At 29.7% G+C, this 23,947-nt stretch carries 21 protein-coding genes; 18 read left to right on the top strand and 3 right to left on the bottom strand.

What is annotated here, in order from left to right; all coding sequences use genetic code 11:
* Window positions 1–16 precede the first annotated feature (16 nt).
* Window positions 17–1,186 (top strand): patatin-like phospholipase family protein, encoded by a 1,170-nt coding sequence (locus QMG30_RS04325; RefSeq protein ID WP_281812568.1) that lies wholly within the window; start codon window positions 17–19, stop codon window positions 1,184–1,186.
* Here QMG30_RS04325 and QMG30_RS04320 read toward each other — a convergent pair.
* A complete protein-coding gene (locus QMG30_RS04320; protein ID WP_281812566.1) occupies window positions 1,181–3,010 on the bottom strand; it encodes a sensor domain-containing diguanylate cyclase/phosphohydrolase in 1,830 nt (609 codons plus the stop codon). The genes QMG30_RS04325 and QMG30_RS04320 overlap by 6 nt on opposite strands.
* 292 nt (window positions 3,011–3,302) lie before the next feature.
* Between QMG30_RS04320 and QMG30_RS04315 the strand changes: the two genes are divergently transcribed.
* A complete protein-coding gene (locus QMG30_RS04315; protein ID WP_281812564.1) occupies window positions 3,303–5,420 on the top strand; it encodes an RNA degradosome polyphosphate kinase in 2,118 nt (705 codons plus the stop codon).
* A gap of 20 nt (window positions 5,421–5,440) precedes the next feature.
* Here the strand turns inward: QMG30_RS04315 and QMG30_RS04310 are convergent, their stop codons facing one another.
* Window positions 5,441–7,006, bottom strand: a complete 1,566-nt coding sequence (locus QMG30_RS04310) for a putative ABC exporter domain-containing protein (RefSeq protein ID WP_281812562.1) — start codon at window positions 7,004–7,006, stop codon at window positions 5,441–5,443.
* Between the two features lie 2 nt (window positions 7,007–7,008).
* Window positions 7,009–7,704 carry an ABC transporter ATP-binding protein gene (locus tag QMG30_RS04305; protein WP_281812560.1) on the bottom strand — a complete coding sequence of 232 codons (696 nt, stop codon included), beginning with the start codon at window positions 7,702–7,704 and terminating at the stop codon, window positions 7,009–7,011.
* A 279-nt stretch (window positions 7,705–7,983) separates the two neighbouring features.
* Between QMG30_RS04305 and QMG30_RS04300 the strand changes: the two genes are divergently transcribed.
* The 16 genes from QMG30_RS04300 (at window position 7,984) to QMG30_RS04225 (ending at window position 23,823) form a co-directional block, all read left to right on the top strand.
* Window positions 7,984–9,360: an MATE family efflux transporter gene (locus tag QMG30_RS04300; RefSeq protein ID WP_281812558.1), complete on the top strand. Its 1,377-nt coding sequence runs from the start codon at window positions 7,984–7,986 to the stop codon at window positions 9,358–9,360.
* A gap of 12 nt (window positions 9,361–9,372) precedes the next feature.
* On the top strand, window positions 9,373–9,951 hold the full coding sequence (locus QMG30_RS04295) for a TetR/AcrR family transcriptional regulator (RefSeq protein WP_281812556.1): 579 nt from the start codon (window positions 9,373–9,375) through the stop codon (window positions 9,949–9,951).
* Window positions 9,952–10,127: 176 nt separating this feature from the next.
* On the top strand, window positions 10,128–11,069 hold the full coding sequence (gene argF / locus QMG30_RS04290; protein ID WP_281812554.1) for an ornithine carbamoyltransferase: 942 nt from the start codon (window positions 10,128–10,130) through the stop codon (window positions 11,067–11,069).
* A gap of 301 nt (window positions 11,070–11,370) precedes the next feature.
* Window positions 11,371–12,036, top strand: coding sequence for a response regulator transcription factor (locus tag QMG30_RS04285; protein ID WP_281812552.1), 666 nt, complete (start codon window positions 11,371–11,373; stop codon window positions 12,034–12,036).
* Between the two features lie 101 nt (window positions 12,037–12,137).
* Window positions 12,138–13,115: a HAMP domain-containing sensor histidine kinase gene (locus QMG30_RS04280; RefSeq protein ID WP_281812551.1), complete on the top strand. Its 978-nt coding sequence runs from the start codon at window positions 12,138–12,140 to the stop codon at window positions 13,113–13,115.
* A gap of 159 nt (window positions 13,116–13,274) precedes the next feature.
* Window positions 13,275–13,427, top strand: a complete 153-nt coding sequence (locus tag QMG30_RS04275; RefSeq protein ID WP_281812549.1) for a CD1871A family CXXC motif-containing protein — start codon at window positions 13,275–13,277, stop codon at window positions 13,425–13,427.
* Complete coding sequence (locus tag QMG30_RS04270) at window positions 13,420–14,304, top strand: 4Fe-4S binding protein (RefSeq protein ID WP_281812547.1); 885 nt, start codon at window positions 13,420–13,422, stop codon at window positions 14,302–14,304. The genes QMG30_RS04275 and QMG30_RS04270 overlap by 8 nt, the downstream gene beginning before the upstream one ends.
* 1 nt (window position 14,305) lies before the next feature.
* Entirely contained in the window at window positions 14,306–14,923 is a 618-nt protein-coding gene (locus QMG30_RS04265) for a TlpA family protein disulfide reductase (RefSeq protein WP_281812545.1), read from the top strand.
* 4 nt (window positions 14,924–14,927) lie between these two features.
* Complete coding sequence (locus tag QMG30_RS04260) at window positions 14,928–16,823, top strand: ABC transporter ATP-binding protein/permease (protein ID WP_281812543.1); 1,896 nt, start codon at window positions 14,928–14,930, stop codon at window positions 16,821–16,823.
* Window positions 16,823–18,625: an ABC transporter ATP-binding protein/permease gene (locus QMG30_RS04255; RefSeq protein WP_281812541.1), complete on the top strand. Its 1,803-nt coding sequence runs from the start codon at window positions 16,823–16,825 to the stop codon at window positions 18,623–18,625. Before QMG30_RS04260 ends, QMG30_RS04255 begins: the two co-directional genes overlap by 1 nt.
* 195 nt (window positions 18,626–18,820) lie before the next feature.
* Window positions 18,821–19,801 carry a biotin--[acetyl-CoA-carboxylase] ligase gene (locus tag QMG30_RS04250; protein ID WP_281812539.1) on the top strand — a complete coding sequence of 327 codons (981 nt, stop codon included), beginning with the start codon at window positions 18,821–18,823 and terminating at the stop codon, window positions 19,799–19,801.
* 29 nt (window positions 19,802–19,830) lie between these two features.
* The gene (locus QMG30_RS04245; protein ID WP_281812537.1) at window positions 19,831–20,157 is read left to right on the top strand and encodes a DUF6145 family protein; all 327 of its coding nucleotides are present in this window, start codon (window positions 19,831–19,833) and stop codon (window positions 20,155–20,157) included.
* 227 nt (window positions 20,158–20,384) lie between these two features.
* Window positions 20,385–20,972 (top strand): ECF transporter S component, encoded by a 588-nt coding sequence (locus tag QMG30_RS04240; RefSeq protein ID WP_281812535.1) that lies wholly within the window; start codon window positions 20,385–20,387, stop codon window positions 20,970–20,972.
* A gap of 76 nt (window positions 20,973–21,048) precedes the next feature.
* Window positions 21,049–21,819, top strand: coding sequence for a type III pantothenate kinase (locus QMG30_RS04235; protein ID WP_281812533.1), 771 nt, complete (start codon window positions 21,049–21,051; stop codon window positions 21,817–21,819).
* Window positions 21,820–21,828: 9 nt separating this feature from the next.
* Window positions 21,829–22,800, top strand: coding sequence for a tRNA dihydrouridine synthase DusB (gene dusB / locus QMG30_RS04230; RefSeq protein ID WP_281812531.1), 972 nt, complete (start codon window positions 21,829–21,831; stop codon window positions 22,798–22,800).
* Between the two features lie 72 nt (window positions 22,801–22,872).
* Window positions 22,873–23,823, top strand: coding sequence for a hypothetical protein (locus tag QMG30_RS04225; RefSeq protein ID WP_281812529.1), 951 nt, complete (start codon window positions 22,873–22,875; stop codon window positions 23,821–23,823).
* The last annotated feature ends 124 nt before the right edge of the window (window positions 23,824–23,947 follow it).

Raw genomic sequence — 23,947 nt, 5'->3', positions numbered from 1 at the left:
TGTTGGAGTTGATAACTTGAGAATAGACGTAAATAGAAAATACGGAGTCGTACTAGAAGGTGGAGGAGCCAAAGGTGCCTATCAGATAGGAGCTTTGAGAGCTTTAAAAGAATTAGATGTCAATATAAAAGCAGTAGTTGGTACATCAGTAGGTGCACTTAATGGTGTTTTTGTAGTACAAGATGACCTTGATAAAGCCGTTGAACTCTGGGAAAATATAAAATATTCACATGTTATTGATGTTGAAGATGATTTATTAGAAAGAATAACCAAATTAGATTTCAAAGATTTAGATTTCAAAAAGATATTTAATAGAATAATTCAAGTAATTATTGATAGAGGAGTTGATGTGACTCCATTAAAAAAAATGATAGCAGAAGCTGTAGATGAAGAAAAAGTTAGATCATCTGAAATTGAATTCGGTTTAGTTACTATTTCTTTATCGGATAGGAAACCTCTAGAATTATTTATTTCAGATATAGAAAAAGGTAGGTTACATGATTTTCTATTAGCCAGTTCTTATTTACCTGTATTCAAGAATGAAAGATTACATGGTATAAGATACTTGGATGGTGGGTTTTATAATAATTCACCTATGAGTATGTTGATAGATAGAGGATACAAGAATATAATTGTAATAAAAATCAAGGGATTCGGATTGGATAAAAAATCTGATCTAAAAGATATCAATGTATTTGAAATAGCTCCTTCAGAGAATTTAGGAGGAATATTAGAATTTGATAATAATAAAGCCAATTATAATATTAATTTAGGCTACTTTGATACCATTAGAAGAGTAAAAGGTTTAAAGGGAAATCATTTCTATATTGATATTGATAAAGATGAGACGTATTTCATCGAAAAAATTATCCAAGTAAAAGATAAAGAAAAATATTGTAGATTAGGCAATCTAAGAAACAAATCAGTCAATAGGGCTATACTGGAAGACGTAATCCCTAGATTAGCTAAAAGACTTGGTATAAAAGATAAATGGGATTATTGTGATTTCGTAATATATCTTCTGGAGCATTTTGGTAAAAAGTTGAAATTAGAGAGATTCAGAATATATACTTTTGAACAATTCTTTACATTGATAAAGAATAAATTAAAAAGAACAAGATTGGAAATCAAGGAAGACGAAATGTTGATTAAAAGTTTATTAGAGGAGCTAGTGGTTATATTATGAATCCAGCTCCTCTTTAATTATCTCTATAAATTTATCAACTATGTAAGGATCAAATTGTTTACCTGCACAATGTTCTAATTCACTGATAGCTTTTTCGATGGATATAGCTTTTCTATAAGGTTTATCAGTAATCATTGCAGTATAACTTTCTACAACTGAAAATATACGGCATTCTAAAGGTATGTTTTCTCCTTTTATATTAAGGGGGTAACCTTCGCCATTATACCATTCGTGATGTTTTAATATAAGATCAGCAATATGAAAGAGATTAGGTATTGATAGAGATATCTTATAACCAACTTCACTATGCCTTTTAATGATTTCTAATTCCTCATTAGTTAAAGGTTCGGTTTTATATAATATATTATTTGGTATGCTTACTTGACCTAGGTCATGGAAACTGACAAATAATTTCAGATTATCAATATTATGTTCAGGATAATTAACAGCTCTTGCTAGTTTTAAAACATTTTCAAGTAAGAATTTCTTGGCATCTTCATTTTTATATTCTTTAGTGGATAGAGATTTAATTAACCCTTGAACCATGTTGTTTCTGTTTTTTATGCCTTGTAATAGTTTCTCATGATACATATTATTGTCTGCGGCAATAAATATAGTTTCCATATCAGTATCTACTGTTTCCTTCAAGCTGTACCCTATTGAAAAACTAAGAGGTAATCGGGGATTAGATAAGTTATAGGCGTTTAGTTTGTCTAGAAGAGTCGTTTTGTATTTTTCCAGTAAAGATCTACTACAGTTTGGGAAGAATATAGCGAATTCATCTCCACCTATTCTACAAGCTTCTTCATACGTACTAAGAGGTTCTTTAATTATTTTGGCTGATTCTTTTATTATGGTGTCTCCAAAAGAATGTCCCAGGGTATCATTAACCAGCTTTAGGCTGTTAAGATCGCATATGACAAGTCCCATAGGTAAAAAAGCGGGGTCATTATAATATTGTAGTTTGTTTTCAAAATATGCCCTATTGAATAATTCTGTAAGAGGATCATATATATTTAGATATTCCAATTTGCTCTCTATTGTTTTTTTCTCAGAAATATCTCTTGCAAGGCACATAACATGTTCATCTATATCAGGATACATCCTGATTATAAAATAATAATCTTTTCCATCTATTGATATATTAGATTTGAATGAACTCGGATTATAACTGGATAAGACTTTAGTCAATGTCTTTTTCGCTTGTCTAGCAAAATCTATAGGTAATACCTCAAATATATTCTGATTGATATATTTATTAGAATCAATTTTGATATCTTTCGTTAACCCACAATTTAGATATGTAATATCACCTTTTTTATTCAGCTGAACCAAGACATCGGGCGTGTTATTAACAAGAAGATTGTATTTTAACTGGGATACTTCTAATTGTTGCATGAGATCTATAATATCAGTCTTGTTTTTTAGAGTTATCATTAAAGTGGAATCAGGTAGACTATTGATTTTTATAATATATGTTTTGATTTTATTATTGGGATATGTAAAAGTATATTCACTATCGTTGGTTTGCTTTATAGATGTAATGTTTTTCTGTTGAATCAGTGAAGTGATATCTTTGATATCATAATCACCATTATGTAGGTTGAAAGCTCTTTTGGCTTCAGAATTCATAAGCAATATATGATTATTATGATTCGTCACTATTATTCCGTTGTCCATATGCTTCAGCATATTAACAAGAACGGGATTAGTATAAGAAAAATCTTTTTCCTGTCTTGATGATTTAGTGGAGTTTTCATTATTTAATTTTTTGATCCGGGATAATATAAAAGACAAAAACTCATTTATATTTTCATTATTCATAATAAAAAGCTCCTTAAGATATATATATTTGGATGATCTATAAACTGAAATAATGTTATAGTTATTTGTGATAAATTTATTATATCATATAATAAAGAAAAATAAATATAAATTACTGAACTTATAAATTAAAATAATATGGTATAATAAAGAACAAGTGAATGTTAATAGTAATACAATATAATAGATATTTAATAGATTATTGGAGATAATATTTAATATAATAGAAAGTACTACTTTTCAGCATAGATTAGGGTCGTGAATATAGGTTATGAAAGGGATGTAGTTAGTTATGGTGGAAAATACATTTGATAATCCTTTATATTTTGAAAATAGAGAATTAAGTTGGTTGGAGTTCAATCAAAGAGTACTTGATGAGGCAAAAAATTCTGATAATCCATTATTTGAAAGAATTAAATTTATGTCTATAGTCAGTTCTAATTTAGATGAATTCATTATGGTAAGAGTAGCCTCATTAAAGGAACAGTTGAATGTAGGCTATAATAAACCTGATATATCAGGACTAACACAAAAGCAACAACTGAAAAGAATATCTGCTAGAACACATAAATTAGTAGATGAACAATATAGCCATTACAAACGTTCAATTGTCCCTCATCTTAAGACAAAAGGTATAAATCTTATACATATAAAAGATTTAAACGACAAACAAAAGAATTATCTAGAAGAATATTTTACAGAAGTTATATATCCTGTACTTACTCCTTTGGCAGTTGATTCAAGTAGACCTTTTCCATTAATACTCAATAAAAGTTTGAATCTTGCTATATTAATCAAAAGAAGTGGAGAAGAAGTATTTGCGACTGTGCAAGTACCAGCTGTTCTGTCAAGATTTATAGAAATACCTAATAATGGAAACAAATATACTGATTTCATATTATTAGAAGATGTCATGAAGCTGTTTATGCAAAGATTATTCGTCGGGTTCAAAGTAATATGTACTTATCCCTATAGAATAACAAGAAATGCGGACCTATCTATAGATGAAGAAGATACACAAGATCTATTGATAGAGATAGAAAAATCTGTTAAGAAGAGAAAATGGGGAGAAGCTATAAGATTAGAAGTTTCCGATGACATGGATGAACGACTTATAAATATATTGAAAAAGTCTTTGACAATTCATAATAAAGACATATATTATATAAATGGTCCTTTAGATTTAACATTTCTAATGAAGCTGTACGATCTGAAAGGATTTAATCATTTGAAATATGATAATTATACACCTAGTACTCCAAAGGATTTGCTAGGAGAAGAAGACATTTTTGAAGTAATAAGAAAAAGAGACGTTTTTCTACACCATCCATATGAATCTTTCACACCGGTTGTATCATTGATTAAAAAAGCAGCTGCAGATGAGAAGGTTTTGGCTATAAAGCAAACCCTATATCGTGTAAGTGGACAATCACCAATTATCAAAGCTTTAGCTGAAGCAGCAGAATCTGGTAAACAAGTAACTGTTTTAGTTGAGCTGAAAGCTCGATTTGATGAGGAAAATAATATTCAATGGGCAAGGAGACTTGAAAAGTCAGGTTGTCATGTCATATATGGCTTAGTTGGATTAAAAACCCATTGTAAAATTACGTTGATAGTTAGAATGGAAGAGGATGGCATAAGAAGATACGTACACCTTGGGACAGGTAATTATAATGATATAACAGCTAAATTATATACAGATATGGGAATACTCACTTGTAATGAAAAAATAGGAGCCGATACTTCTGCGGTATTTAATACTTTATCAGGATATTCTGAGCCACCAAAACTTAATAAGCTTACAATGGCACCAACGGGACTTAGAAAAAAATTCATGATGCTGATTGAAAGAGAAGCCAATAACGCAATATTGGGTAAAAAATCAAAAATAATTGTTAAAATGAATTCGATATGTGATCCCGGTATCATGAAAGCTCTATATAAAGCATCTTCTGCGGGAGTTGAAATAGAACTTATTGTTAGGGGTATATGTGATATAATACCTTGTATTGATGGAGTAAGTGATAATATTACAGTTAGAAGTATCGTAGGAAGATATCTAGAACATAGTAGGATATTCTATTTTTATAATGATAAAAATGAAGAAGTATATCTATCCAGCGCAGATTGGATGCCTAGAAACCTCAATAGAAGAGTTGAGTTGATGTTTCCTATTGAAGATCAGCGAATTAAAGAAAGAATTATAGATATACTGAAAATAATGTTAAAAGATAATGTGAAAGCTAAAACAAAAGACAGGCAAGGGGAATATGTAAAAATAAATAAAAAAGGTAAAAAAATCCTTAATTCACAAGAATACTTTGCTAAAACAGCTCAAAATACTATGAAAGAATATACAGTAGAGAAAGAACATGATATATTCATTCCTATTACAAAAGATAATAAATAAGGGACATAATGTCCCTTATTTTAGATTTCGGAAATTTCAAATACTCTTTTACCTGATAATAATAATAAAAATGAAATCAGAATGTTATAGGCTATCATAATAAAATAATTAACGTATATAGAATATACAGTTCCTTTAAAGAACATAAATCCTATTACGGAACCTGCAACTATACCTGGAGTTATAATAACTACAATAAGTATTAATTTCATTATGAGCTTAAATACTTTGCTATGTTTAGCTCCGAAAAGCCTTCTAGCCAATACCTCATTATATACGAACAATGAACCGAATGTGGTATATGTCAGAGCACTTAATATGATTGTTATGATATCAGCTTTGAACATGAATCCTGCAATAGCAAATAATATAATCCCATCAACCAAGTTTTTAAGATGATTGGCTAGTGTTCCATAGAATATCTTCTGAATGGAATTAGCAGGAATCAAATATATATAATGCAACTTCATTTCTTCAATCCATTTACCTTGCATAGAATAGATTAAAAGCATATAAATACTGAAATAAAGTACAGTTGTCATAGTTGAATCAGGCATAAAATATCTTGAAGCTATACCGAAAACTACTACAGCGATGGTATCTTTACCGATAAAGAAAAAACCATTTTTACGGTATTCTATAAGGTGCTTATAAAATATAGCTTTAGCTCCTCCTGAACCGAATCCTTGATTAACTTGTTTGATTTTATCAGCTTTTATTTCTCTAACTGCTTTACCGGATTTCTTGGCAGCATATAATTTTTCTTTTCTTATAGTAGCACCAAGTACATCTTCATAATAATCAGTGTTAAGATTATATAATAATACTATAAGTAATACTATTGTTAATACTATAAATATAACATTAAGATAAAAAGTTCTATCTAATTCTTTAGCTGAATAAGATAAGACTACCTTAAACCAACCTACTACAGGAATCGCATTAAATAACTTGCTTTCCATAACATTTCCCGCTGCGGTTAATACATCTTTAACATTAAGTAGGACTACTATGAACCAAGTGATAAAAGCGATATAGATACCGTTTATGATTCTTTTTGCCCATGTTCTATAGCTTTTTCTTTTTGATGTATACGAATATATAATCAAAGAAATAAGGGACATGCTGAAAAACAAAGCAAATACGGAGAAAATGATTATGACAATTCCAACTGTCGATATAGGGTAATAATTCTTTAAGTTAGGTATCTGGAATATTATAAATAATATCATTAAAAATGTTGCAAGCATCTGTTTGATGAATCCATATATTAAAACTTTTTTACTGGATATTGGAGCGGTAAATACCATATTAACGTCTGACTGTCTGAAAAAACTACTTCCTTTTTCTATACCTTGATTCAATTGAAAATAAGTTATTATCAATACAAACATAGCTGATATCAATTCAAATGAAATCTTTGGAGTAGTTGTTACATTCTGTGTAGGCATGATAAAACTGACAACCAAAAATCCACCTATAAAAATAATAAGAAATAAATAAAATATTAAATATGAAGGTTTTCTGATTATTTGTTTTATACTGTTTATGAAAGATCTTCTCATAATATAAAATAATGGTTTCATGATTATGCCTCCGTTACGTCAAAGAAAATTTCTTCTAGAGTTTCATTATTTGTTGCTATCTCTTTTCTGGTTCTAGATAAAACGATTCTGCCTGCTTTCATAATTAACGCTTTATCCCACACTTCTTCGATACTGTCAATAATATGTGTGCTTATCAATATGCTCCTATTCATTTTTTTCAATTTGACAAAAGATTCTTTTAACTCTTTTATGGCTTTTGGATCTAGACCGATCATAGGTTCATCAAATAAGATAACTTGTGGATCTAATAATAAAGAACAACAGATACTAACTTTTTGTTTCATTCCTTTTGATAAACTCGTACCTAGCTTATCTTTTTTATCCCATAAATCAAAAGTCGTTAATAATTCTTTTGCTTTTTCTTCATAATTTTCTATTTTGTAAGCTGAAGCTATGAATTTGATATGTTCGTATATTGTAAGCGTATCATATACAGCAGGAGCTTCAGGTACATATCCAAATATTCTCTTGGCTTCCACTGTTTTGTTATTCATATTATTGATTGTTATATCTCCTTCATATCTAAGAAGTCCAGCAATAGATTTAATGGTGGTACTTTTTCCAGCACCATTGGGACCTAATAATACAGCTATCTCACCATCGTTTACTGTAAAACTAATATCATCGACTGCTTTGACTTTATCAAATTGTTTGGTTAAATTTTTAACTTCTAACATTTATACTCACCTCTTGTTGTATTTTTTCTTTTGTGACATCAGTAATAGTATGCCACAAATTAAGATTAATTCTTCAATTAGATACATAAGTTTTTTTCTTATACTAGAAACTTTATGCTGTATATAGTTGATATAAACAGAATACACACTTATGTAAAAAAAGTCAAGGAAATTATAAAAATTCTCTTGACTTTATATGAACAAGTTCATATAATAATATTAATGGAAATTAAATGAACATGTTCATATAACTAATTGATACAGAAAGGACAGATAAAAATGGATCAAATAGATGCAAGAAGTAAAATGTTAGGAGTCGGAAAAGTATCAAAAGTAATTACTAAGTTGGCGGTTCCTGCAATAATTGGTATGCTGGTCAATGCAGTATATAATTTTGTAGATACGATGTTTGTTAGTTGGATAGGAACTAATGCAATGTCAGCTGCACAAGTAGGATTTCCAGTGTTTATGATATTAGTAGCATTTGGTCAACTATTTGGTATTGGTGGTTCTTCATATACTTCTAGATTGTTAGGAGAAAGTAAAAAGGAAGAAGCTAGTAAAACAATTACTGTCGTATATATAACAACAGTGATATCGGGTATTGTTTTAGGAATTTGTGGTCTTGTGTTCCTGAATCCACTTGTCAATATGTTCGGTGCTAACAGTGATAATTTAAGTTACACATTAGCTTATACTTCAATTCTATTTGTTGGAGCACCATTCATACTAGGCAACATGGCTCTTAATAACATGTTAAGGGCTGAGGGAAGTGCAATAGCTTCAATGTGTGGATTAATGCTTGGAGCGGTACTTAATATCATACTAGATCCTATTTTCATTTTTGTTTTTGACATGGGAGTAGGAGGAGCTGCCTTAGCAACTATTATTGCCCAAGGGATAACAACTTTATTTTTACTTAGTTATTATATAAGAAAAAAAAGTGTTGTAAGAATGAAATTAAGTAGATTCAAACCATCCAAAAAAATATATAGCGAGGTTTTTAAGATTGGGTTACCTACATTGATAAGACAATTACTTGCAAGTATTTCAATAGGACTGATGAACAAAGCAGCTACAGGTTATAGTACGGAAGCAGTTGCGGCGATAGGTATCGTTTCTAAAATATTTATGATGGGATTTTATGCTCTATTAGGATATACACAGGGGTTTTTACCTGTTGCAGGATATAATTATGGAGCTAAAAAATATCAAAGAGTACTAGATGCCATTAAAGTAAGCAACAAAGTGAGCACTATTTATTGTGTAATTGTTTTTGCGGTATTCACAATTTTTGCAAGACCTATTGTCATGATTTTTAGACCGGAACCAGTTGTGGCAGATATTGCAATAAAAGGATTAAGAATATGGGCTATATCGATGCCAGTATTAGGATATTCGATGGTAATTAATATGTTGTTTCAAGCGATTGGAAAAGCTAAGGAGGCAGCGTTACTATCTATTTCAAGGCAAGGTATTATGTTGATACCACTATTATTGATTTTACCTAAGTTATTTGATTTGAATGGTGTATTATCAGCACAACCTATAGCTGATGTTATGACCTTTATTTTAACAATGATTCTTGGTATAATTGTTAATAAGGAGTTAAACAAATTGAATGATGGAGATAAAAAAATCTCAAAAGCAGCTTAAGGGGGTAAATCAATGCCTAAAATAATTAAGGACCTAAGGGAAAATATAATAAAAACGGCTATAAATATATTTAACGAACAAGGATTTGATGCTATAGATATGAGAAAAATAGCTAAGGATTGTCATATAGCTGTAGGGACACTGTATAATTATTTTCCTAATAAAAAAGAACTTATGTATGAAGTTTTTAATAGATTATGGTATGAATCTATGAATGTACTGGATAACTTAATAGACTCATCTATAGGAAATGAAGAGTTATTTATTGATTATATACTCTGTTTATATGAAGAAATGGAAAAGAAAAAGGGTATTGGATTTGATTTATTGAGACTTGAAGTAATTGAAGCCAAAGATAAATCAGTAAAAGAAAATTTGTTTTCGTATTCTAATTTTCATAAAAGACATACTGAACAGATAGATAAAATGATTAGGAAAAGTTACGATTTGGATAGTATCAGTGAAAGTAAGTTGGATAATCTTATTAATACTGTAACTACTTTGATTATTAGTAACAAGGGTGCTGATAAAGAGTATATTTTATTTTTAAGAGATTTGGCAAGTAGTTATATATATAAGCATATATTATAAGCATAATTTTATTATGAAACACCTTATTCTGTTGTGAATAAGGTGTTTTTGCTTATGAAATTATATATGTAGTTAGCAATAATTTACGTTTATACAATAAAAGACTTGACAAAAATGAATATTTATAGAATAATAATAAAAAATAGTGTATAAATATACATAAAGGAGTGAGCGCAATGCCAGTTAATATAAAAGGTAAAAGCTTATTGACGCTGAAAGATTATACGAAAGTCGAAATTGAATATTTATTAGATTTAGCAGAAAATCTAAAAAGAAAGAAAATGATGGGAATTGAAGGAAAAGGTCTAAAAGGAAAGAATATTGCTTTGATTTTTGAAAAACCTTCAACTAGAACAAGATGTGCCTTTACAGTAGCGTGTATAGATGAAGGGGGACATCCTGAATACTTAGGAAAAAATGACATTCAATTAGGTTATAAGGAATCAGTAGAAGATACAGCTAGAGTTCTTGGAAGACTATTTGATGGTATTGAATTTCGTGGATTTTCTCAAGAACATGTAGAAAAATTAGCTAAGTATAGCGGTGTTCCAGTATGGAACGGATTGACAGATGAATATCATCCAACGCAAATCCTTGCTGATCTGTTAACAATAAAAGAAAGATTTGGAAAATTAGAAGGACTTAACTTCGTATACATAGGAGACGGACGTAATAATATGGCTAACAGCTTGATGATAGGATGTAGTAAAATGGGAATTAATTTTACTTTAATCGCACCAGAAATATTATGGCCTGTAGATGATTTAATAGATGAGTGCAAGATATATGCTCAAGAATCAGATAGTAGTATAACTATAACTGATGACGTAAATCAAGTTGCACAAGCTGATATTATATATACTGATGTTTGGTGTTCCATGGGAGAAGAGGAAAAAGCAGCAGAGAGAATTAAAATGTTGAAGCCTTATCAGGTGAATAAAGGACTGTTAAGTAAAACAGGTAAAAAAGAAACTCTATGTATGCATTGTTTACCAGCGGTAAAAGGAAATGAGATAACAGAAGAGGTATTTGAAGAGTTTTCACAGGTAATATTTGATGAAGCTGAGAATAGAATGCATACTATAAAAGCTGTAATGGTGGGGACTATCAAAATATGAACTAAGAAACTTAGATATAGGATCTGAAAAGAAAATAACGGTAAAAGTAGAAAAGAAAAAGGACATGAGAGAATTGAAGAAAGACGTTATACTTGGTCAACAGATATAGAATGGATGAAAGAAGTAAAGAAAGAATGGTAAGGTATAAAAGGGATAGTAATGCTAAGGGAAAATATCCTAAGAAAAGTGCAAATAGTAAAAGAATTCATGCATAAGTTTTACATTACCTATATTGAATAAATTTATTAAACGAGATATAATTAATAGGTATATCTATTTATTATTTCTTAGGGGGAACAAGATGAGAATTTTACTTATAGAGGACGAAACAGACTTACTTGAAACTTTAGCAAAAGGGTTAAGGATAAAAGGGTTTAGTATAGACTGTGCTGAGGATGGCGAAAGTGGACTTTCAAAAGCTATAGATGAACAATACGATCTTATAGTTTTAGACTTAAATTTGCCAAGGTTAGATGGATTTGAATTTTTAACTGAATTAATGAAGGAAAAGCCAAATTCGAAAGTATTAATTCTTTCTGCTAATAATGAGCTTTCTTCAAAACTTAAAGGATTTAATTTAGGTGCTAATGACTATATGACAAAACCATTTCATTTTGAAGAATTGGAAGTACGAATTCGTATGCTTTTGCATCGTGAATTTGTTCAAAAATCTAATATACTGCGCTATAATGAATTGAGGTTTGATACATTTGCAAGAAAGGTAACTTTTAATAAAACTGACATTCAATTTACAGCTAAAGAACTTGCACTACTTGAATATTTCCTTTTGAATCAAGGTAAACTTATCTCGCAACAAGAATTAATTGAACATGTATGGGATGAAAGTGTAGATATTTTCAGTAATAGTATTAGAGTTCACATGTCAGCTCTGCGTAAGAAATTAAAAAATGTAATGAGAGAAGATCCTATTGTTACAAAAATTGGAGAAGGGTATATACTTCCATGAATAAAATAAATTTACAAATTAGACTAACACTACTTTCCAGTATATTGTTAACAGTTGCCTGTATTATCTTAACATTTGTAATAAATTTATCAGCAAATAGAATGGTTAAATCCATCGTAGTTTATCCAGAAAATCTTTCTGATAAAATAGAACTTATAGAAAGCTTTCCTGCCACAGAAAATGAAGCTATGCACAAACAGAGAACTTTTCAACTCGAGAGTTTAGGGTATATGCTGATTGTTATTGTAATTGGTTCGACATGCACATATTTTATGGCAGGTCATGCTCTTAAATCAGTGAAAAAGTTAACCAAGAGTGTAAAAGGGAAAAATGTTACTAACTTGACTGATACATTGCCTTTGCCTAAGATAAAAGATGAAATATATGAATTAACAATCGCCTTTAACGAAATGAGCCAAAATTTAGAAAAATCTTTTCTTTTGCAAAAACAATTCAGTGGTGATGTAGCTCATGAATTAAGAACCCCTCTTGCTGTTTTGCAAGCAAAAGTTGATGTTTTTAAAATGGAAGACAATATTGATACCAGTAAATTCACAAGAGATTTATCAATACAACTAAATCGTCTTGCTGATCTAATTAATGATTTGCTTTGGTTTAGTAAAGACATCCCCTTAGAAAATATTTCGCAAATTGATTTGTCTGTATTAGTTCAAGATGTGTCCGAGGAATTATATTCATTGGCTAAGGAAAAAAATATTGAAATAGAAATAGAGAAAGCTTCATTTCTTGTAACAGGTAATGATGCTCTTTTAGAACGAGTCTTTTATAATCTTTTACAAAATGGGATTAAATATAGTGAAAACAATTCAAAAGTAGGAGTTTCATTTAACGCTAAAAGAAAAACAGTTCTTGTATGGGATACTGGATTTGGTATTGAAGATACTGAAAAGGCAGTCATATTTGAACCTTTTTATCGGATTAATAAATCCAGAAATAAAAAAAATGAGGGAAACGGATTAGGTCTTGCTATTTGTAAAAAAATATTGCAAAAACATGGCGCTAAAATATCTGTAACAAATAATTCGCCTAACGGCACTATTTTCGAAATTTGTTTTTGAGCTTAACACGAAATTTATATTGAACATGATAAACTTCTTTTGCAATCCTAAATGGATAGTAGAAGAAGTTTTTTGTTATATAAAAGTATATTTTTTCTTAACACGAAATTTATATTAAGTCTTTTTACTAAAAACACAATCATACATGGAGGTGAAATATTGATTAGAAATAAAACAATAAACAATTTAATTACTTTTGGATTAATATTAGTTGGTATAATTTGTGTTGTTATAGGAATTTATAGGAATGAAATTTCTATTGTTCTTCAAAAAGCAATCAATATATGTCTGGAGTGTGTTGGTATTGGATAAAAAGAAATTGATTAAAAAATCTCAAAGAAAAAGGCACATTTTCCAAGGGCTTTGGCTATTGATTACAAATAGCTATCTGATTGGATTTGTACGTGGAAAAATTTATCAAGGCAATATTAAAAATGTTTGTGTACCTGGATTAAATTGTTATTCATGCCCTGGAGCAGTTGCTTCATGTCCAATCGGTGCGTTACAAGCGGTAGTAGGAAGTTATCAATATAAAGCAAGTTTTTACATTGCTGGATTTTTGATTTTAGTTGGTACATTTATGGGAAGGTTTGTATGTGGATTTTTGTGTCCATTTGGGTTAATACAAGATTTGTTTCATAAGGTTCCTTTGCCCTCAAAATGGAAAATAAAAACTTTTTCAGGTGATAAAGTTTTAAGAAAGTTAAAATATTTAATTTTTGCCATATTTGTTATTATTATTCCAATGTTTGTAGTGGATATTATAGGTCAAGGTACACCTTATTTTTGTAAACTTATTTGTCCTGTGGGAATATTAGAGGGTGGAATTCCATTAGTATTACTAAATAAAACATTTCACTCTACATTAGGCTTTCTATACACTTGGAAAGTTGCTATACTCATTATAACATGTCTTGTTTCTATGATTGTATACCGTCCTTTTTGTAAATATGTTTGCCCTCTTGGAGCAGTATACTCTCTGTTTAATCCAATAGCAGCTTATAAATATAAGGTGAATACAAAAAAATGTGTTAATTGTGGAATTTGCAAAGAAGTTTGCGATATGGGATGCAATCCTGTAATAAATGCTAACAGCTTAGAATGTATTCGCTGTGCTAAATGTAAAATAGCCTGTCCAACTGGAGCAATTGAATATACTTATTTTAACAAATCAAAGGAGAATAAATAATATGAAAAAAATACTAATTTTAATAACTACATTAGTTGTTTTTTGTGCATTCACTGCTTGTACCAGTGGAAACAACTCGGATAATACGAATTCATCTGAAAATATAAGCCAATCAGCAACAGAAGAAAATACATTTGAACCAATACCATTAGGAGATTTTTCTGTACAAGATTTTGATGGTAACATTCTTACAAAAGATATATTTAAGGATTATGATTTGACTATGGTTAATCTTTGGACTACCACTTGTTCTTATTGTATAGAAGAGATGCTACCACTTAATACCATTAGAGATGAGTTTCAAAGTGAAGGCAAAAAGATCAATATTATTGGTATTTGTATGGATATTGGTAATACCGATGATATCAATGATGATAACTTTAAAATTGCACAGGAAATTATTAAAAAGACAGGTGTCTTATATCTTAATATTATTCCTGACGATGTACTGTTATTGGGAAGATTAAAAGGTATTCAAGCCTTTCCAGAGAGCTTTTTTGTAGATAATGAGGGAAATGTCATTACAGATGCCCATGTAGGTGCTCTTGGTAAAAATCAATGGAAAGTATTAATAAATGAAGAATTTGATAAAATAGAAAAAAGTTTAGATAAGGAGTAATTTTATGTTTGAAATTAAAAATATTACAAAAAAATTTGATAATGAAGTAGCACTATCTAATGTTTCTTTAAACATTGAAGGTGGTATGAATTATATTATTGGTGCTTCAGGAAGTGGAAAAACCACATTACTCAGAATCTTATCTGCAATGAATTCTGAGTATTCGGGAGAAGCTTTTTATAATGGGAAGAACTTGAAAACTTTTACTACAGATGAAAAAGCCAAGCTATATGGTAATGATTTTGGATTTATTGCCCAAAATTTTAATTTGATTGATGAATTTTCAGTTGAAGAAAATATTCTTATACCAACATATATTAAAAATAAAAACTGTGATAAACAACTAAAATTAATTCTAAAAAAGTTCAATCTAAAAAAAATATCACATCAAAAAGTATCTACCTTATCGGGTGGACAAAAACAAAGGGTGGCTATCGCTCGAGAATTAATGAAAAATCCAAAAGTCCTAATTGCTGATGAACCAACCTCAGCTTTAGATGCAAAAACGGCAAAAGAAATATCAGACATTTTGCATGCAATTGCAAAGGAAAGAACAGTAATCATTGTAACTCATGATATATCGCTAATAAAAAATAATTGTTCTGTATTTGAACTTGATAAAGGTGTACTATGTCGAAACGAAAATATTAATTATACATCAAAATCGCATTCAAACACCTCTCAAAGGCTTAATTTGTCAATTAAGTCAAGTTATAACTTGGCAAAAGTTAGTTTGAAAAGGCAGTTATTAAAAATGTTATCCCTGATAATTGCTATAGTAATTACATCGTCTTGCCTTGCGGTTAGTGTAGATGGATTTTTTGGTGATACAAATAAAAAAGAACTTGATAATAGTAATAATCCTTTATCTGAAATACTTTCAAAACAAGGTAATTCTATTTACAATTTGATGATTTTATCTTCTTTTGTGAATGGTTCTTCTGGACAAGGTGTTGATCAAAATATATCTGGCTTTTTAGAAAAATATCAATTTGATAGTCGTGTTAAAGGAATTACTACGTTATCGAACATTAGTGATGCTGTTGTAACTATGGAAGGGAAAGATTTTATTATTGATACTTCGGGTTCTACTCCTCTTTTTAATAAAATTGTTTCTGGCAAGAATGTAGATAACAGTAAATATGAAGTAGTACTACCGGAAGTTTTAGTTGAAAAAATGGGACATACGAATGAAAGTATTATTGGTAAAGAACTTCATTTTAATGCTGGAGTGTATAATCATGAAAAGAATAACCCTGTATTAATGCCTGTTTCTTTTACAGTTAATGTATGCGGAGTTGCGGACACATCTTATACATTAAAAACAGATAATGGATTTGAAACATTTGCAGATGAGGATGATTTATTTTTTTCTCTTGTTGTTATGGAAGACATGTATAAGCAAGCAGAAATCACAGATATGAATATGTCATTTACGATTACTCCAAATTCTCCAGAAGAATGTATTGAGATTTATGACGAACTGATGTCACAAGGAATTGTTCCTTTAGGACAAATAGAGTTCATTCGTGATATGGTTGGTTTGCAAAACGAAACGGATGTTCAGATGAAGATTTCTTATGCGTTGATTGCTGCAATTTCATTGTTTGCTTCGTTATCTATTTGTTTCGTATTGAGCTTAACAAGAAAAAAACAATATGCTATTTATAAATTAAACGGATTTACAAAATCAAGTATTACAAGACTTACATTTATTGAATATATGGCTATGCTATTGCTTTGTAGTGCTGTTTGTATTATTGCAACATTACTGCTAAATATATCACTTATACTTGAAGTTCTTATGGTATTAAGCGTTATATTGCTCTGCTTTATTGAAAATAGTCTATTGGCTATCAATGTAAATATTATAAAAGCTCTAAAAACGGGGGATCGTTAATGATAAATTTAAAAAACATTTCAAAAAAATATGGAGAAACCTATATTTTAGAAGGTTTTTCTTATGAATTTAAAAATCATGGTATTACTTGTCTCTTAGGTGCATCTGGTTCGGGTAAGAGCACATTATTCAATCTACTTGCAGGATTTGACAGAGATTATACTGGTGAAATTATAGTTGAAAGTAAAGACATTTCAGAATTTTCAGAAATACAATTGTCTAATTATCGAAAAGATTCTATTGGATTTGTATTTCAAGAATATAATCTAATTTTAGGATATACCGTTATAGAAAATATTATGCTTGCGGCTGAGTTGTATCTTAACGATGAAAATGAAAATCGAAAATCAGCTTTAAATCTCTTAGAAATCTTGGGGATTAAAGAAAAGGCATACGAAAAAATTGAAAATCTTTCTGGTGGACAAAAACAGAGAGTCGCAATAGCAAGAGCATTGGTTGGTAATCCATCTGTCATTTTGGCGGATGAACCAACTGGGGCATTGGATAGGAAAACAGCTAATGAAATAATGAGAATTTTTTCTGGAATCGCAAAAGAAAGACCTGTCATAATGATTACTCATGATAATAAAATTTGTGATTTTGCAGATGAAATAATCACAATTGAAGACGGTAAATGTAAATGTATCAAATCAATAGAAGATAGAGAAAATGATGGAAATAAAAAAGTATTTAACAAAAGAAGTATTACTCCTTCCATGAAAAAAAGAGCTGCATTAAACTTTAAAGCACATTTTAAAAAGTTTGTTGGAGTTGCCTTTGCAGTCACCATAGTAATTTCTGCTGTGTTGATGTCATTTTCTTCCCAAAATATTATTAATGCTAAAATAGATCAATTTGAACAAAAAAACACAGCGTTTGCATGGGGACAAATACATCTGAATAATGAGAGAAAACCAGATAAGCTTCTATCTTTACTTGAAAATAATCCTCAAATTGAAAATCATTACTTACAATATACAGTTCCAGAGAGTACGATTGTTTTAGGTGACACAAAAGTTGAGTTACCATCAAAATCTTTTGGGAACATTGCAACAGAAACAATTAACAGGGGGACAATGCCGAAAGATGGAGAAATTGCTATATCTCCAAGTCTTGCAAAAAAACTCGCTTTCGATATGACCACACTTATTGGACAGGAAATCATTTTTTCTTCGGGTGAATTCACTGAAAAATTGATTATAAGTGGATTGTTTAACAATAGCTTAGATGATTACTATCTTGGTTCTAATGTTGAGGAAAAATTCTATTCTACATTAAAAAATATTGAAAATCCTGTATCAGTCATCTATAAAGTCAAAACCTTTCATAAAGTGTTGGAGGTTGAAAAATTTCTTTTAGAGAATGAGTTTGAACCTAAAACTGCATCAAACCAAGTAGAAAGTTTAAGCATCACATTTGAAAAATTAAAAATGCTTTTTAATATGGTTACAGTTTTAATTGTTTCGATTTCAATATTTATATGTGTTATACTTTTAATGAAAATATCGGGTATACGAGCAAAAGAAATTGGAATATTGATGGCTCTTGGATATTCTATTGTGCAAATTAGGAAAATGCTCTTATATGAAAGCATTAAATTATCAATACTTTCAGCTATAACGACAATTTTTGTGGTTTCATTGCTAACTGTATTTTCTGAAATAATCTTTACAAAGACTATTATTTCACTATTACAAGTTATCTTTGCAATCTGTTGTACTTTTATTATTGTTTGGCAAACAAATACTATTTTAAATAGTAAATTACTTAAAACTGATCCTGTCATAGTATTAAAAAAATAAAAAATATGTTTCAATAGCATATTTTAAGTAACTAACTGAAGATCTATTTTTATAGGTCTACCTCAAAACCCAAATTACTTCCATTCTGACCTTGTTTCTTTATATTACACATGCAAGCTGATATAGAATTAATTGCACTAATTATCCTGTTTTGTTATAATACATAAAAAAGATAATAAAAAGTAGGGAAGTCAATTGAAAGAGAAAATAATAGAATTATTAAATAGAGCTGATGATTATATATCTGGTGAAGAGATAAGTAAACATCTAGGAGTTTCAAGAACCGCAGTGTGGAAAGTTATAAATCATTTGAGAGAAGAAGGTTACGAAATAGAATCTGTAACAAGAAAAGGTTATAGACTTGTATCATCTCCTGACATACTTAATGAAGAAGAATTACATTATAATCTAAATACCAATGTCATAGGCAATAAAATAATTAGCTATGATAGTGTGGACTCGACTAATCAACAAGCCAAAAAATTAGCATTAGAAGGTGCTGGTGAAGGAACTGTTGTAATTGCAGAAGAGCAGACTGCTGGAAAAGGTAGAAGGGGAAAAAATTGGGTATCTCCACCTAAGACAGGTATCTGGATGTCTATAATATTAAGACCTGATATTATGCCTGAAAACGCATCAATGCTGACATTAGTTGCTGGACTAGCTGTATGTAAAGCCATTAGAGAAATAACTAGTCTGGAAGCATCTATAAAATGGCCTAACGACATAGTTGTTAGTGGGAAAAAGATATGTGGGTTATTAACTGAAATGAATTCAGAGATAGATTATGTTAATTTTGTTGTGGTGGGAATCGGAATCAATGTAAATATTGAAGAATTTCCTCCAGAACTAGATAAAATGGCAACATCGTTAATGATAGAAGGAAATCAAATATATAAGCGAAAAAGAATAATAAATAAGACTCTTGAAATATTTGAAGTGTATTACAAAAAATATCTTGAGACAGAAGATTTAACGAACATAATAGCAGAATACAATGAATGCTGTATCAATATAGGCAGAAATGTTAAAGTTACAAGTAGAAGTCAAAACTTGAAAGGAATAGTAAAAGAAGTTACTCGTAAAGGAGAACTGATAATAACCGATCCTCAAGGGGAAGACATTGAAATTACATCAGGTGAAGTATCCATAAGAGGAATTTACGGATATGTATAAGCTAAAAATAACGAAAGGATTTGAGTAATATGTTTGATGAAAGAGTAATACTTTCAGTTTCCAATGTTTACAATAAAAAATATTTTCTTAATAAAGACTTTGACCAACTTCCACAGCAAATCAAAGATGAGCTGAAAATACTCTCAGTTCTATATACTGAGGATGTTGGAGGAATACTGACCATAGGATTTGAAGAAAACGGAGATTTGTATTTGGAAGTAGAAGCTGATGATAATGATCTATTATTTGATGATATAGGAAGTGCTCTAAAAATAAAACAGTTGCAAGTAGATAAAAAAGAATTATGGGAATCATTAGAAACGTATTTTAAAGTATTTTACTTAGGTGAAGACTAAAATATAAACGAGAGATAAGATTATGGTACGTCATGTAGTAATGTCTAAATGTAAAGAACAGGAGCTTGCGTTAATCATAGAATATAGAATGCCAGAAATCGGGGAAAAAAATAGTTGTTATTGATTGAAATTATGGTATAATATGACTGATATTTTTTAGTTTATCTAGTAAAAATAATTTATAAAATGTCTTGTATCCTTAGGGAATGAGAACAGGAGGTTAAAAAATGAAAAAGAAAGTTACCACTAGAAAACTTGTATTAGCATCTGTAATGGTAGCCATTACCGTTATTCTAGCATACACACCTTTAGGCTTGATTCCAATACCACCAATAAGTCCAACTCTATTACATATTCCAACAATAATAATTGCAATAGTTGAAGGACCTATCATGGGATTAATAGTTGGTATAGGGTTTGGTGTTGCAACTCTAATCAAAGCATTTACTATGCCTGCTACACCCATAGAGCCATTATTCATGAATCCGCTTATTTCTGTATTGCCTAGAGCATTGATAGGAATAACATCATATTATGCATATCAGTTAATAAAAAATCTACTAAGTAAAATGAAAAAATCAGATACCATAGCAATAGGTTTTGGAGCTTTTATTGGAAGTTTTACCAATACTATAGGTGTATTAGGTATGATATATTTACTATATGCTGATTTTTTAGAGGATAAAGCGGGACAAGCGGCAATAACCTTTGTTTTATATGTGGCTGGAACAAATGGTTTGGCAGAAGCGGTTATAGCTACAGCAATATCTATAGGAGTAGTTATTGCACTCAAAAAAGCTTATTATAGAAAATAATATAGACTTATAGTGAGGATAACAAATGTTACCCACTATTATTTAATCAATAGATAATTTATAAGGAAGTGATTAAATGTTATTAGTTATTGATATCGGTAATACTAACATTGTATTAGGAGTTTATGAAGGAGATAAATTAGTAGCAAATTGGAGAATGACAACTAAAACACCTAGAACATCAGATGAATATGGAATATTCATGTGTAATTTATTCTTACATAAAGGAATAGACATAAAAGAAGTTGAAGATGTGATTATTGCTTCTGTAGTTCCTAATATTATGTATTCACTTGTAAATGGAATCATCAAATATTTTGATACCAATCCAATTATAGTGGGACCAGGAGTAAAAACAGGTATTAACATAAGAACAGATAATCCAAAAGAAGTAGGTGCTGATAGGATAGTTAATATTGTAAGTGCCTATTATATATATGGAGGTCCTGCAATTGTTATAGATTTCGGAACAGCTACTACTTTTGATATTGTTACTGGAGATGGGATATTTAATGCAGCGATAACTTCTCCTGGATTAAAGATAAGTGCCAATGCTCTATGGCAGAAAGCTGCAAAATTACCACAAATTGAAATTAAAAAACCAAAAACCATTCTTGCAAAGAATACAATAACCAGTATGCAAGCAGGATTGGTCTATGGATATATTGGACAAGTTGAATATATTGTCAAGAAAGTTAAAGAAGAAATGAAACTACCTGATATGAAAGTAGTTGCGACAGGTGGTCTTGCAAAAATAATATATCCTGAAACAGACGCTATTGACGTCTTTGACCCTATGTTAACTTTAAAGGGACTAAAAATTATACACGAAAAAAATATAAGCTGAGTTGATGTTATGAAGATGAAAATAGGTAATATAGTTCTTGATAATAATGTAATGCTTGCTCCTATGGCTGGAATTACAGACTTACCATATAGACTTTTGTGCAAAGAACAGGGTTGTGCTCTAGTTTATACAGAAATGGTAAGTGCAAAAGCAATATATTACAACAATAAAAACACAAAAATATTATTGCAGATAGACGAAAAAGAGCGTCCAGTAGCTGTTCAGCTTTTTGGTTCTGACCCAGATTTATTGGCTGATATGGCAAAAAAAATAACAGAAGAAAATCCGCTTATCGATATAATAGATATTAATATGGGATGTCCCGTGCCAAAAATTATAAATAATGGGGAAGGTTCAGCTCTTATGAAGAATCCTAGATTAATTGGAGAAATAGTAAAAAGAGTTTCTACTGCAATTGATAAGCCATTAACAATTAAGATACGTAAAGGATTCGACGAAAGTAATATCAATGCTGTAGAAATTGCTAAGATAGCAGAAGAAAACGGTGCTTCAGCCATTGGAATTCATGGTAGAACTAGACAACAGTATTACAGTGGACAAGCTGATTGGAGCATAATAAAAGATGTAAAAGATGCAGTTGCAATACCAGTTCTAGGTAATGGTGATGTGTTCTCACCAGAAGATGCAAAAAGGCTTATAAATCAAACTGGCTGTGACGGCATACTTATTGGAAGAGGAGCACAAGGTAATCCTTGGATATTTCGAAGGATAATTCATTATCTAGAATCTGGTGAAATATTACCTCAGCCAAGTGCTAGTGAAATAGTTAACACAATCTATAGACATTTAGAAATGCTATCAAAATGTAAAGGTGAATATACAGCTACTAGAGAGATAAGAAAACATATTGGATGGTATACAAAAGGATTGTATGGTTCGTCTTATATAAGAAATGAAATCAATAATATTGAATCTATGGAAGAATTAAAAGAAAAAATATCAGAGATAAAGTTTCTCTAATTACAAAAAACATGTATAAAAACTTGATTATGTTAATAAGTTATACTAAAACATAAATTGAAGTGAGTTTATATGTATAAGAAATATGCGGTTCTTAGTTGCAACACTGAATTAAGGGATATCAATTTCCGAAATCCTTTTATAAGATTGTTTCCACAGAAAATTGTTAGGAATTATATAATCAATAAATTACCTCTTAATATATCCGAAATAGAATATCTAGATAATGTAGGATTAGATATTAGATTACCTATTCTAGAACAAGAGATCAATGATACTGATTATGTAAAGTGTATTATTGAGGAATTCAATAGAAGATTATTAATCCATAATATCAATACCCTAGTGATTCCAAGAGAACTAGATAATTACAGAGAAGATTTCGAGTCGATAGTGGCAGACGAGAAAGTTGTTCAATTTTTGTACATGGATAGAATAATAAAAAAAATAATCAATTTGAAAAATAAAGAATTAAAAGATATGAATTTTGTTATAATAGATGGAGATAATAGTAAAACTAGATTTATTATAGATCATATATACGAAGGAATTAATTCTTTAACAATAGTCACTAAGAAACCTGAGATATTTGAAGAGAAGATTGAAGATATCTATAAAGAAACAGGTTTGGCTATTGGGATAACTAATTATAATGTTAATCAGGAAATTTCAAGTGATATTATAATAAACTGCAATAGGGATAGAGATAAAATATTTTACTCCTTTGATGAAAGCTCATATATTATTGATTTTGTTTCAGATGATGACAAGATTAAAAATATTTTAATAAAAAGAAATGATATTAATATAATAACAGATGTAGATATGCATGTTAATGGTCATTTGATGAGCAAAGAACTTTTTCATGGTATTTTACTTAATGAAAACAGATTACTCAGAAGCATGTTCTTGTATGGGTACAAAACAACTATGTACGATAGATTGTCTAAAATTAAAAGCAAATACCATGTGAGAATTGGAAATATATATCAGAGGGGGGAAGAATTGCAATCCTATAATTGACAAGAATTATTTTAATATTGACAACTGGTTATTATTAAGTTATAATACCTTGAATATGAATAATATAACAATACAAAAATTATAAATACAGTATTGGGGAGTCATTATGATTGTATGTTGTATT

The organism is Vallitalea longa, from assembly GCF_027923465.1.
GTDB lineage: Bacteria > Bacillota > Clostridia > Lachnospirales > Vallitaleaceae > Vallitalea > Vallitalea longa.
This window is presented reverse-complemented; position numbering and strand designations above follow the sequence as displayed.